The sequence below is a fragment of the Mesorhizobium sp. M1B.F.Ca.ET.045.04.1.1 genome, assembly GCF_003952465.1.
Classification (GTDB): domain Bacteria; phylum Pseudomonadota; class Alphaproteobacteria; order Rhizobiales; family Rhizobiaceae; genus Mesorhizobium; species Mesorhizobium shonense.
This window is the reverse complement of record NZ_CP034448.1, coordinates 4,712,753-4,725,753: the sequence shown is the minus strand read 5'-3', so window position 1 is coordinate 4,725,753 and position 13,001 is coordinate 4,712,753. Positions and strand designations below refer to the sequence as shown.

The window sequence follows — 13,001 nt, the reverse complement described above, 5'->3', positions numbered from 1 at the left end:
TAAACTAGCTTCTAGGAAGACGCTTGCCCGGCGTCAAGGCCGCAGAGACGGGCCAAGGAAGTTCCGGGCTCGCGCCTTCGTATGCCACGTGGAGTATTTTATGCCTGAGGTCATTTTCGCCGGTCCGGCTGGTCGCCTGGAGGGCCGTTACCAGCCTTCCAAGGAAAAGAGCGCGCCAATCGCCATTGTGCTGCATCCGCACCCGCAATTCGGCGGCACAATGAACAACAAGATCGTCTACGACCTCTTCTACATGTTTCAGAAGCGCGATTTCACCACGCTGCGCTTCAATTTCCGCGGCATCGGCCGCAGCCAGGGCGAGTTCGACCACGGCACCGGCGAACTGTCGGACGCGGCCGCCGCGCTCGACTGGGTGCAGTCGCTGCATCCCGATTCCAAGAGCTGCTGGGTCGCCGGCTATTCCTTCGGCTCGTGGATCGGCATGCAGCTTCTGATGCGCCGGCCGGAGATCGAGGGCTTCATTTCGGTCGCGCCGCAGCCCAACACCTACGATTTCTCCTTCCTGGCGCCCTGCCCTTCATCAGGTCTCATCATCCACGGCGATGCCGACAAGGTGGCGCCGCCCAAGGACGTGCAGACGCTGGTCGACAAGCTGCACACGCAAAAGGGCATCACCATCACGCAGAAGACGATCCCCGGCGCCAACCATTTCTTCGCCAACGATTCCGAATTGCTCATCCAGGAATGCGCCGATTACCTCGACCGGCGGCTGGCGGGCGAGCTCGCCGATCCACGGCCGAAGCGGCTGAGATAGACCGCGGGCGGTAGGAACCCTCTAAGGGTGGTCGGCGGTCAGGTGCTCGCCGCTGCGGCGTGCCGCCGATATTCTGCTCTTCGCCCCGCTGGACCGTAGCAGCCGGAATGTGCGTTTGGGCATCGGTCTGGTCGATGACGGCCGCCGGAAGATGAAGCCGAGCCGCGCGAAGACCAGCCCTGTGACGATCGCAAAGGCGAGGCCAAGCCCGAAGCCGGCCACCGTGTCGCTCGGATAATGCGCGCCGACGAAGACGCGCGTCGAGGCAATGCAGGCGGTGACCGCCAGCGCGATGTGCCAGCGCTTTGGGAACAAAAGCAGCAGGATGCCGAACACTGCGCCCATCGTCGTGGCATGGCCGGACGGAAAGCCGGCGAAGCGCGCATCCATGGCGAAGGGATGCAGCGACAGCACGCCGAAGTCGTTGAAATAGAGCGGCCGCGCCCGGCCGATGCCGTATTTCAGCAGGTTGACCGCCAGCCCGGAAAGGCCGACCGCGCAGAGCACCAGGAACGCGAAGCACGTCCAGTTGTAGACCATTATCCGCGCCTGCCGCGAAAGGCGCCGCCAGTCGGTCAGATTGGCCGCGACGAGGCAGAGAGCCGCGGGAATGAGATACCAGCCACCCAGGCCGAAATCGGTGAAGAAGTCGGTGAAATGGACGAAGCCGGGCGTCCACTGTCCGCGCATCCTGCCGGCGGCGCTATCGAGGCTGAGGAATACGGCCGCCGCCAGAAGCACCCAAGCGAGTGCCCAGACCGACCAAGCGATCTCGGGGTAGCGCGCCGGGCGCACGGCAAAGCGCCGCCTCACGATGCGCATCGTGTCGAGGAAATTGCCGAGCGAACGGCGATAAAGAGCTACGGCGGACATGGTTGGTGCAGAGTCTATAGAGGCACTCGAAGCTCGAGACTATTCCTCACGGGGCCACCCGATAAAGGCCGAGCGCCAGCTTGTCTCCTGACGAATAGTTGAGCCCGTCGATCTCGGTAAGCCGCTTCGCCGACTTGCCCTGCCCGGCAAGCAGTTCGTTGAGCTTCTGCTCTTCCTTGACCGGCGCGAGCCCCAGCGCGCAGGCCGGATCGGCAGCTAAGTGTTTTGCGACGCCGTCGACATCGGTCAGCACGGTGTTGGTGCCGACCAGGAACACCAGGCTCGGCTCGTGATAGGGAGACGAGGCGAGCACGGTTGTATCGCAAGGGCGGTTGGCATCGACCGCAGCCTTGATGGCGGGGCTCAGCCAGATCGGCTTCAGCGATGGCGCGATGACCCCGAACAGCAGGCTGAAGGTGATGCCCGCGCCGACCGCGATTGCCGCGATGCGTCCGAGCGGCACCTGCAACTGGCGCGGGAAAGCCAGATAGCCGGTGACCAGAGCGGCGATCGCCGCCGGAATGCTCCACCAGGAAAAAGCCTTGGCGAAATAGATCGGCGCCCCGAGGCAAACCGCCGCCAGCCCGATCGACACGACGACAACGCCGAAGGCGGTCGACCACCACAGCCAGCTCTGCCAGCGCTTGAGTGGGGCGTTGGCCTTGTCCGCCGGCAAGGTGAGCAACCAGCCGATCAGCAGCGCCATGCCAGGATAAGCCGGCATCACATAATGCGGCAGCTTGGTCGGGATCGCCTCGAACACCAGCCAGAACGGGATGTACCAGGCAAGACAGAAGCGCAGGCGGGGATCGTCCCAGAAGCGGTTGATCGCCTGCAGCCCGGCGCCGACCGCGATCAGGCCGAAAGGCCACATGAACAGCGAATAGGTGAGCATGTAGAAGCCGGGCGGCAGGCCGTGCGACTCCTCGCCCTGCGCCACCTTGTTCAGCATGTCCTTGCCGACCGCTTCCTGGAAGAAGGCGCCGCCGCTCTTCCAGCTGATGAGGATGATCCAGGGCAGCACGATGACGAGCACGATTATGACGCCGCGCACCAGCTTCAGCTTCAAAAGCCAGCGCCAGTCGCGCTCGAAGGCGAACAGCGCGGCGGCAGTCAAGAGCGACAAGAGCGGTGCCACCGGCCCCTTGATCAGGATGCCCAGCCCCTGGGCGATCCAGAAGATCCAGGGCAGATGGCCGGCAACCGGCTCTTTGCGGCGCGCGGCCAGATAGACCTGCGCCAGCGCGCCTTGCGCGGCCACGCAGCAGGCGAGCAACATGGCGTCGGTCTTGGCGTCGCGGCCCTCGAAGGCGGTGGCGAAGATCGCCGCCATCATCAGGCCGGCGGCCAGGCCGGCATTGGCGCCGAAGAGTTTCGTGCCCGTCCAGCCGATGCCGACGACGGCGAGCGCGATGCCGAGCATGGAGACGAGGCGGTAAACCCAGATCGGCGCTTGCGCCCCCTCGCCGCTCAGCGCCACGGCCGCCGCTTGCAGCCAGTAGATACCGATCGGCTTCTTGTAGCGCGTCACGTCCTGCAGGCGGATGTCGATATAGTCGCCCGTCTCGACCATCTGCTTGGTCGACTGGACGAAGCGGGATTCGTCGCGGTCGACCGGCGGCAGGCTTGCCAGCCCGCTGACGGTCATGACGATGCTGAACAGAAAGAGGATGAGATAGTTCCTGTTCATCGCGGGAGCTTGTCCGATCTGATCTGCGGGATGGCCCCCGTCGCGGCGCATGGGGCGCGCTGCCCTTGCGCGGGCGCCTCATTACGCCAGCAAAAGGGGCGAAGCAAGAAGTGGCCCTCTCTCCAGGGCAATCGCTTCAGTCCAATGACAGTTTCCAACTTTGTGGCTGAGCGCACCAACTGTCGAAGTCGGTGCCGCCCCTCATCGCCCTGCCGGGCACTTCTCCCCGTATAGTGACGGGGAGAAGGGGGCTGGCCGCAACGACGGCGACCTTCTTGCGACGCTGATGATTGGCGAAACCAGCGATGGGAGCGCCCCTCTCCCCGTCACTATACGGGGAGAGGATGCCGGCAGGCAGGTGAGGGGCGGCACCAGCGCTCGGAAAATGGCGACTGAGGCGAATTCGACCTGCCCTGCTACTCTCGCCCACGCGGCGCGGGAGTGGCGCGCGACCGGACGCAAAACAGGAAACCACTTTTGCTGATCGCGCTTTCTGAGTGGCGGGCGATCGGACGCAAAACCGGAAACCACTTTTGCTGATCGCGCTTTCTGAGTGGCGGGCGATCGGACGCAAAACCGGAAACCACTTTTGCTGATCGCCCGCTGATGCTAAACGCGCCCCTTCACGTCAGGCTCGGCAGAGTGCCGGGCGATCTCCGGGAAGAAAAAATGTCCGCCTTCAAGTCCGATTTCCTGCGCATCATGAGCGAGCGCGGCTTCATCCACCAGATTTCGGATGAAACCGGCCTCGACCAGCTTTTCGCCAAGGAAACGGTGAGCGCCTATATCGGCTTCGACGCGACGGCCAAGAGCCTGCATGCGGGATCGCTGATCCAGATCATGATGCTGCACTGGCTGCAGCAGACCGGCCACCGGCCGATCGCGCTGATGGGCGGCGGCACCTCGATGATCGGCGACCCTTCCTTCAAGGACGAGGCGCGCAAGCTGCTGACGCCGCAGGACATCGACGACAATCTCGTCGGCATCCGCCGCAATTTCGCGCCTTACCTCAAATTCGGCAGCGGCGCCGGCGACGCCATCATGGTCAACAACGCCGACTGGCTGATGGAGATCAACTACGTCAATTTCCTGCGCGATGTCGGCCGGCATTTCTCCGTAAACCGCATGCTCGCTTTCGATTCCGTGAAGCTCAGGCTCGACCGCGAGCAATCGCTGTCCTTCCTTGAATTCAACTACATGATCCTGCAGGCCTACGACTTCGTCGAGCTTTACAAGCGCTTCGGCTGCCGGCTGCAGATGGGCGGCTCCGACCAGTGGGGCAACATCGTCAACGGCATCGACCTTGGCCATCGCATGCAAGGCGTGCAGCTATTTGCGGTGACGACGCCGCTGCTCACCACCGCGTCCGGCGCCAAGATGGGCAAGTCGGCTTCGGGTGCCGTCTGGCTCGACGGCGACATGCTGTCGCCTTACGAGTTCTGGCAGTACTGGCGCAACACCGAGGACGCCGATGTCGGCCGCTTCCTGAAGCTCTACACGACGCTGCCGTTGGATGAGGTGGCGCGGCTCGAAAAGCTCGACGGCTCCGAGATCAACGAAGCGAAGAAGATCCTCGCCACCGAGATCACCGCCATGCTGCATGGCCGCGAGGCCGCCGAGACGGCAAGCGAAACCGCCCGCAAGACTTTTGAGGAAGGCGCGCTTGCCGACACGCTGCCGAGCGTCGAAGTGGCCAAGGCCGATCTCGAGGCCGGTATCGGCATCCTGTCGCTGTTCGTGACTGCAGGGCTCGCGGCGTCCAATGGCGAAGCGCGGCGGCACATCCAGGGCGGCGCTGTGCGTCTCAACGACCAGCCGGTCACGGACGACCGGCGCATGGCAACCCTTCAGGACCTGGGCACGGAGGGTGTCGTAAAACTCTCGCTCGGCAGGAAGAAGCACGTTCTAGTGCGACCGGTCTGATTAACCGCCCGTTTTACCTGTACTCGAAGATCGATCTGAATATCCCGGGCGCCACCACGGACAGCGGATTGATGTTGAGGGTCGGCTTGTTGGCGTTGCCGCGCAGCCGGTAGGTGACGCCGATCAGGCCGCGGTCGCGGCCGTTGCCGAGCAGCGGGCCGAACAGCGGCAATTCGCCGAAGATGCGGTTCAGCCCATAGACCGGCATGAAGGTGCCGGTCATGTCCATGTTGTTGTCCTGGTCGTAGAGCGTGCCCTGGAAAGTGGTGCCGATGCGCGGACCGCGCAGCAGGCCGTTTGCCAGTCTGAGATAGCCGGAGCCCTTGTCGATCTCGGCGAAGCCGCGCTCGAACTGCACCCTTGAAGTATCGATATCGGCCTTCACCGCCTGGTTGAGGCTGCGGGTGTCGCCGGCCGGCTTGGTCGACACGATCGATGCAAGCTTCGGCTCGTTGACGACGTAGAAATTGTTGGCGTCGACCTGACCCTTCATCGGCCCGTCGGCGCCGCCCGCGAGCGAAAGCGTGATCGCCCCGCCCTCCATGTGCTCGTAGATGTTGAGGAAACGCAGGATGGCGCCGGCGTCGGCCGATTTCATCCTGAGCGAACGGCCGCCGTCGCCGGTGGTGTTCCTGACGGTGATCGCCGCACCGGAGCTCGCCGTCGCGCTGACATCGAGGCCGTTCACCTTGGCGCCGGCAGCGCTGTAATTCAGCTTCAGGTTCGACAGCGCCTCGTCGTGAAAGCCGGTGAGCGACTTCACGTCGGCGCTGACCGAGATCGCGCCGGCGCCGGCGCCTTTCGTGGCCGTGTCGACGTCGGAGGTGAACTGCTTGATCAGCGAGCGGGCATCGAGGGAATCGCCGCTGACATCGACCGCGTAGCTCTTGCCCGATCGCTTCACCGAGACGGCGACGTCGTCGCCCCGGTTGAGCGCGACCTTGCTGAAGCGGGCCGAAGACAGCGCCCCATTGACCAGCGTCACCTCGCCGTTGACAGAAAAGCTTTTTCCATCGAGATCGAAGTCGGACAGTGTGGTGGTGCTGCCGGACTTCGCCATCGTGAAAGTGACCTTGGCCGGAATGCCGGCGCCCTTGCTCCATCCCGCCCACGGGATGTCGAGCCTGGCGTTGGTCAGGTCGGCCGAGACTTCCTGACCGCCTTCGCCGCTCTTGTCGATCGCCACCTTGATCGTCCCGGCAAGCAACGGCGACAGCCCTGGCATCGTCGCGTCGCGCGTCTTGTCGTCGAGCACCAGCGCGACCTTGCGGCTGCGCGGCGGCCCGTTGTCCTCGAGTGGCTCGACCAGGTCGAGTTCCGCAGGAATGCCGTTCAGCTTCGCCTTGGCCGATATCACCGCGCGGTCCGGGCTGACGATGATCGACCCATCGGCTTCGGTCACCGTCTGGTCCTCGAACGGCTTGGCTAAAGACAGGTCCTGGTAGTCCAGCGCCACCAGCCAGTCGAGCGTCGAGGTGTCGACGTTGGAGGTCAGCGGAATGTCGGCCCGCACATGGCCGGTGACGGTGCCGCTCAAATCCTCCGGCGCAAGGCCGACATGGCGCATGGCATTGATCGGCTCAAAGGAGGCAAGCTCGGCGATTGCCGGCGCCTCGCCGGCGACGTCGATATCGAGCGCGCCGATAACCGGCGAACGGTTCGCCTCCTTCACCGTCAGCGTGCCGCCGCTTGCCGCCACGGTGCGGCCGCTCGGCATGTAGACGCTGCCCGAAGACAGGCTGATGTCGACGTCGTTGCCGTGGAAGGCGACGACGCCGACCGCGTCGCGGATCGGCGGAATGCGGCCCGCCGTGTCGAAGCGCGAACCCTCGACCTGGAAACGGCCGAACACCTCGTCACCGGAAAGCGGAACGCCGTTGCCGAGCCGCCCCGGCACGACCTGGAACTGCAAATTGGCGTCGACCACGCGGCCGCCGAACAAATTGTCCAGCACCCAAAGCCGCGCGTTGCGGGCGGAGAACCATGGCCACAATTGCTTGACATGCGAGACCGGCATGTCGTGGACGTTGAGCGAAAGCGACACGCCCGGCGGGCCGTTGCCGATGAAGGCGAGTGACGCCGTGCCCAGCACCTCGCTCGAACCGCCGGAGCGGACGCCAATCTGCTCGGCGACGAGCTTGCGGCTCTTGGTCTGGTAGACGCCAGCGACGCGGGCGAGGAACTGAAGCGCCGGTTCCGGCGATTCCGAAGGGGCGAGCGTCGAGCCGTCGCTGACGAGGTCATAGCGATAGGACGGCTCCTCGCCCGCGGCTGCCGGCTTCGGCCCAATCGAGCCGGTGAAATCGAAGGTTGAGCGGCCGGTCCTGATCAGCAGCTTGTCAACCGAGATCTTGTTCGACCCGGCCACAAGCGTGGCATTGGCATCGACGTCGGCCGGCAGCAGCCCGCGCGAGCCGAGATCGAGCACCGAGCCGCCGAGCGACAGCGAGGCCGCCAATCGCGACGGCGTTTCGCCGGAGGCTTCAGCGCCCGAAAGCTTCAGCGCAATCGAGCCAAGCTTGCCGCCCTGGGCGGCGGAGTTCCCATCGCCGGAGCCTTGCTCGGCCAGTTTTCGGCCGGCGTCCGCCACCTCAAGGCTGGCTTCGAGCGATGCGATCCGCCTGGCGCTCGCGTCACGTACAGCGGACGCCTTCAGGGTCGCGTGCCGGCCGTCGACATCGGCATCGTAAGAAAGTTGGATGCTGCCGGGGCCGGTCTGGGCAACAGTTGCGTCGGCGACCCTCACCCGCTTGACCGGTCCGCCGCCCGGCAATTCGAATTCGACGTTGCTGAGGTCGACCTGACGCATCGAATCCTCACGCACCGCATCGAGCGCGTCGTTGACACCCGAAAACACGGCAGCCGACACTTTCTCCGGATCGACGAGACCATCCTCGTTGCGCAGCGCCGCTGTCCAGTCGCCGCCGCCGGACGGCATTGCGGCAACCATGATGTGGGCATCGGAAAACCGGGCGCTGGTCAACCGGACCTCGCCGGACAGCAGCGGCAGCAGGCGCATGCCGAAGCGGACACGCCCGACATCGGCCATCGGCTTGCCGTCGGCGGTCTTCAGGCTGACGTCGCTGACCTGCAGAGCGACGAAGCTCGATCCGTCGAGCGTCAGCCGCGCCGGTCCGACCGTGACGTTGACATCGACGCCGGCGAGCTTCTCGATCGCCGTCTCGGCTTCGGCTCGAAGCCGCTCCGTGCCGATGCCTGACGTGCCGAGCACATAGACACCTGCCGCCGCCAGAAGCACCAGCGCGCAGAGCCCGGCAAACACCCGGCCGATGATGCGGAAGCGGCGGCGAACCGACGCGCGGCCGAGCGGCGGCACGCCGCACGCGGACGGAAACGTCCCCAGGTCGGTGATCTCGTCACGCCTGAACCTGATCTTCTCGTGCTGCGGTTGCTCCTGATCCACGCAATATTCCGTTATAACGAACTCGTCGTGGACGAATCTCCGCCTCACGTTATATCGATGCTCGATCCGCGCGTAATCTCAGACAAAGGCATCGACATGGCTGATCTTGCAGTGGGCGACATTGCGCCGCAATTCGATCTTCCGCGCGACGGCGGGGGCTCTCTCAGCCTCGCCGCATTCCGCGGAAAGCCTGTCGTACTCTACTTCTATCCGCAGGACGACACCACAAGTTGCACCAACGAGGCGATCGGCTTCTCGCAGCTGAAGCCGGAATTCGAGAAGGCCGACGCCGTGGTCATCGGGCTGTCTCCCGATAGCATCAAGAAACACGACAAATTCAAGGCGAAGTACGATCTCACCGTCGATCTCGTCGCCGACGAGGAGCGCAAGGTGATCGAGGCCTATCATTTGTGGGTCGAGAAGACCATGTACGGCCGCAAATACATGGGCGTCGAGCGCGCCACCTTCCTGATCGGCAAGGATGGACGGATCGCCCGCATCTGGCGGCAGGTGCGTGTCAAGGGCCACGCCGAAGAGGTGCTGGAAGCGGTGCACGCGCTCTGAAGCGGGGAACGCAGTCTTTCGCCGCACCGCCGGACGGTTCTTGCTAGCCTCTCGCTCCTGCAACCCGCCACCCGCAATGCGGGAATTGGTTACGCCGACAATGCGGCCAGCAAAACTTTGTTAACCCTAATAATGTGTAATTCGAGCTGTCGTTGGAGTCGTAACGAAAGCTCGGTCCCGTGAAACCAACCGGTCAGTCAGCGGTCTTCGGCAGGCGTAAGGAGCCCCATACGGTCATCATTGCACGGGGCAATGAAATAAGGCATTTCACCGTTCGCCCCTGGCTTGCCGCGTTCATTGGATCGGCGCTCGCGGCGATCGCCATCGGCTATCTGCTCGCCACGTCCTATCTTGTGCTGCGCGACGACCTGATCGGCGCCACGACGGCAAGGCAGGCGCGCATGCAGCAGGCCTATGAGGACCGCATCTCCGCGCTTCGCGCCCAGGTCGACCGCATCACCAGCCGCCAGCTTCTCGATCAGCAACTGATGGAAACCAAGGTCAGCGAGCTACTGGCCAGGCAGACCCAGCTCAGCCAGCGCCATGGCCGCCTGGGACCGATCCTCGAACGCGCCGAAAACGAGGTCGGCGACGTGCCCGCCGCAAGCGATGCGCCGGCGAAGCCCGACGCCGAAATCACCGGTAGCCTTTCGCAGGCCCCGACCTACTCCGTCGCCAGTCTGAGCGCCGGCGACACCAGGCCCTTCTCGCTGTGGTCGACACGCTCCGATCCGCTCGACAACGAAACGGCCGCGGATCGCGCCGACAAGCTGTTCGTGTCGATCAACGCGTCGCTCAAGGCCATCGAGAACCAGCAGCTTACCCGTATCACCACCCTCGCCGATAATGCCTATAGGAATGCCGATGCGATCTCGCAGGCATTGGAAGCGGCAGGCCTGCCGGTGGACGCCGAGCTCGACAAGAACGATGTCGGCGGGCCGCTGGTCCCGCTCGATTCCTCGATGATCTTCGACAGCAAGGTCAAGGAGCTGGACGAAGCTCTTGATGCGCTTGATCAAGTCAAGAAAGAGGCGCGCAAGCTCCCGCTGACCAATCCCGCCCCAGGTCGCGCCGTCACCAGTCCGTTCGGCGTGCGCACCGACCCGATCCTCGGCACGGCCGCGTTGCATACGGGAATGGATTTCAGGGCGCCGATCGGCATGCCGGCCAAGGTCACGGCCGCCGGTGTCGTCACCAAGGCCGGCTGGAACGGCGGCTATGGACGGATGGTCGAGGTCGACCACGGCAACGGCTTTGCCACGCGCTATGGCCATCTAAGCGAGATCGACGTCACCGTCGGCCAGAAGCTCGCCGCCGGCGACGTGATCGGCAAGACCGGCAGCAGCGGTCGCTCGACCGGCCCGCATCTCCACTACGAAGTGCGCCATAACGGCGAGGCGGTCGATCCGTTGCGCTTCCTCGCCGTCGGCAAGAAGGTCGCGCAGTATCTTTAGCCGTTCGCTCGTCTCGCGGTCGAGCAACGATCCACATCTTCGTCTGCGAAGGACGCCATGGATTGACTTGGATTAAGTTGTAGGATGATATGTATCACCCTATGACTAACATCGGTCCGCGACCTTCAAATGACCGTTCACAGCCTCACGCCGGACATTCTCAGCGCCCTCGAAGGCGCCGTCGGGCGGAACGGCCTGACCGCAGAGCCCGCCGGTATGGCAAAGTATCTTGGCGACTGGGCGGGGGACTATCATGGCGGTGCTCTGGCGGTGCTGCGGCCCGGTTCGGTCGCCGATGTGGAAGCATCGATGCGGCTTTGCAGTGAGCTCGGCCTCGGCGTCATTCCGCAGGGCGGCAACACCGGGCTGGTTTCAGGGGCCATTGATACCAATGGCACCGGTATGGTCGTCGTCAGCCTCGAACGGCTGAACGCCATCCGCCGCATCGACCCCGTGAACTTCGTGCTGCAGGCGGATGCCGGCTGCGTGCTGCAGGCGATCAAGGATGCAAGCGAGGCACGGGGGTGCCTGTTTCCGCTGGCGCTCGGCGCGCAAGGCAGTTGCCAGATCGGCGGCAATGCCGCGACCAATGCCGGCGGCGTCAACGTGCTGCGCTACGGCATGGCGCGCGATCTGATCCTCGGCCTGGAAGTCGTGCTTTCAGATGGCGAGTTGTGGAACGGCTTTTCCGGCTTGCGCAAGAACAACAGTGGCTATGACCTGAAGCAGCTTTTCATCGGCTCGGAAGGCACGCTCGGCATCATCACCGGCGTCGAGGTCAAGCTGTTCCCGAAACCGGCCCAGGTCGAAACGGCCTATCTCGGCCTCGCCTCCTTCGAAGCTGCGATCGCGTTGTTCAACCGGGCGCGCCGTGACTGTTCCGATCTGATCTCGGCCTTCGAGATCATTGGCGCGGAATGCATCGAGCTTGCGCGGTTGATCGAGCCTGGAATGACGGCGCCGGTCGCGGCACCGGTCCAGGTTCTGATCGAATTGTCATCGGGGCCGGCAATCGACCTCAACGGCATGCTTGCCGGCTTCCTGGCGGATGCGATGGAAGAAGGCCTGGTAACCAACGCGGTCCTCGCGACCAGCAGCGCGCAGGCAAAGACCTTCTGGGCGATCCGCGAAGGGCTGGTCGAGGGCCAGGCGAAGCGCGGCTACCATGTGCGCACGGATCTGTCGGTGCGCATCTCGGACATCCCTGCCCTGATCGAGCGCGCCCGCCGCTTAGTCGCGACCGAGCATCGCGGCTGGATTTCCCTCGCCTATGGCCATGCCGGCGACGGCAACATCCATTTCAACGTGCTGCCGCCGCTCGATCTCGGTGCGACCGAAGCCCGAGCTCGCGGCGCGGAGGTCACGGCGGGACTTTACGACATTGCGGTCGACCTTGGCGGCTCGATCAGCGCCGAACATGGCATCGGCCGCAGCCGCCGGCACGAATTCTGGGACGCGCTCTCGCCGACGCATCGCCGCATGATCACTGCGCTGAAGACCGCGCTCGATCCCAAGGGCCGGATGAATCCCGGCTGCCTGCTGCCCTCGACGGAGACTTTTCCATGAAACAAAGACTGGCCGCCATTGGCACCGTCGAAACCCTGCCGCACCGGGTCGCGTCCTTCCTCAGCCGAGAGATCGAATCCGGCGAGTTGAACCCGGGCACGCGCCTGCCAACTGAGCAGGAACTGTCTGAAAAATTCGGCGTCAGCCGCAATGTGGTGCGCGAGGCGATCGCGCAGCTCAGGGCCGACGGCATGATCGAGGCACGGCAAGGCATCGGGGCCTTCGTGCTGGCGCCTGAACAAAGGGCCGCGATCCGCATCGACCGCGAGGCGCTCAAGGACAGCCACAATATGGAGCGGTTGTTCGAGCTGCGCTGCATCCTCGAGGCCGAGTCCGCCGCGCTCGCCGCTGCGCGCCGCAAGCAGGAGCATCTCGATTCGATCAAGGCGGCGCTCGACCGCATGGGCGGCGAGGAACGTTGGGAGGAAGGCAGCATCGACGCCGACCTGCTCTTCCATCGCGAGATCGCGCGCGCCACCGGCAACAGCTACATCCACACCTTCATTTCCTTCGTCTGCGAGCAGATCCGCCACTCGATCCACTACGCCCGCCTCACCAACCCGCTGCACGACTTGGTCGAGGTGAATGTCGGCGAGCATGTGCGCATCTACGAGGCGCTGGTGGCGGGCGATCCGGCAGCGGCGGAAGCGGCGATGCGGGCCCATATCGTCGGCGCCGCCAACCGCGTTGGCGTCAAGCTGCCGCTCCCCAAATCCAGCGGAGCGAAATAGC

At 64.4% G+C, this 13,001-nt stretch carries 9 protein-coding genes; 6 read left to right on the top strand and 3 right to left on the bottom strand.

Features of this window, described 5'->3' with window-relative positions; genetic code table 11:
* Window positions 1–100: 100 nt before the first annotated feature.
* Complete coding sequence (locus tag EJ071_RS23245; RefSeq protein ID WP_126099958.1) at window positions 101–775, top strand: alpha/beta hydrolase; 675 nt, start codon at window positions 101–103, stop codon at window positions 773–775.
* A 21-nt stretch (window positions 776–796) separates the two neighbouring features.
* Here EJ071_RS23245 and EJ071_RS23240 read toward each other — a convergent pair whose 3' ends face one another.
* Together EJ071_RS23240 and EJ071_RS23235 are read right to left on the bottom strand one after the other, a co-directional pair.
* Window positions 797–1,648, bottom strand: coding sequence for a phosphatase PAP2 family protein (locus EJ071_RS23240; protein WP_126099957.1), 852 nt, complete (start codon window positions 1,646–1,648; stop codon window positions 797–799).
* A 46-nt stretch (window positions 1,649–1,694) separates the two neighbouring features.
* Window positions 1,695–3,338 (bottom strand): glycosyltransferase family 39 protein, encoded by a 1,644-nt coding sequence (locus tag EJ071_RS23235; RefSeq protein ID WP_126099956.1) that lies wholly within the window; start codon window positions 3,336–3,338, stop codon window positions 1,695–1,697.
* Between the two features lie 669 nt (window positions 3,339–4,007).
* Here EJ071_RS23235 and tyrS point away from each other — a divergent pair.
* Window positions 4,008–5,261 (top strand): tyrosine--tRNA ligase, encoded by a 1,254-nt coding sequence (gene tyrS, locus EJ071_RS23225; RefSeq protein WP_126099955.1) that lies wholly within the window; start codon window positions 4,008–4,010, stop codon window positions 5,259–5,261.
* 13 nt (window positions 5,262–5,274) lie between these two features.
* Here tyrS and EJ071_RS23220 read toward each other — a convergent pair whose 3' ends face one another.
* Complete coding sequence (locus EJ071_RS23220; protein ID WP_126099954.1) at window positions 5,275–8,685, bottom strand: DUF3971 domain-containing protein; 3,411 nt, start codon at window positions 8,683–8,685, stop codon at window positions 5,275–5,277.
* A gap of 96 nt (window positions 8,686–8,781) precedes the next feature.
* Here EJ071_RS23220 and EJ071_RS23215 point away from each other — a divergent pair, with 96 nt between their 5' ends.
* The 4 genes from EJ071_RS23215 (at window position 8,782) to EJ071_RS23200 (ending at window position 13,000) form a co-directional block, all read left to right on the top strand.
* Window positions 8,782–9,249 (top strand): peroxiredoxin, encoded by a 468-nt coding sequence (locus EJ071_RS23215; RefSeq protein ID WP_126099953.1) that lies wholly within the window; start codon window positions 8,782–8,784, stop codon window positions 9,247–9,249.
* A gap of 179 nt (window positions 9,250–9,428) precedes the next feature.
* Window positions 9,429–10,703 (top strand): M23 family metallopeptidase, encoded by a 1,275-nt coding sequence (locus EJ071_RS23210; RefSeq protein WP_126099952.1) that lies wholly within the window; start codon window positions 9,429–9,431, stop codon window positions 10,701–10,703.
* Window positions 10,704–10,832: 129 nt separating this feature from the next.
* A complete protein-coding gene (locus EJ071_RS23205; protein ID WP_126099951.1) occupies window positions 10,833–12,269 on the top strand; it encodes an FAD-binding oxidoreductase in 1,437 nt (478 codons plus the stop codon).
* A complete protein-coding gene (locus EJ071_RS23200) occupies window positions 12,266–13,000 on the top strand; it encodes a FadR/GntR family transcriptional regulator (RefSeq protein WP_126099950.1) in 735 nt (244 codons plus the stop codon). The genes EJ071_RS23205 and EJ071_RS23200 overlap by 4 nt, the downstream gene beginning before the upstream one ends.
* Window position 13,001: the final 1 nt, after the last annotated feature.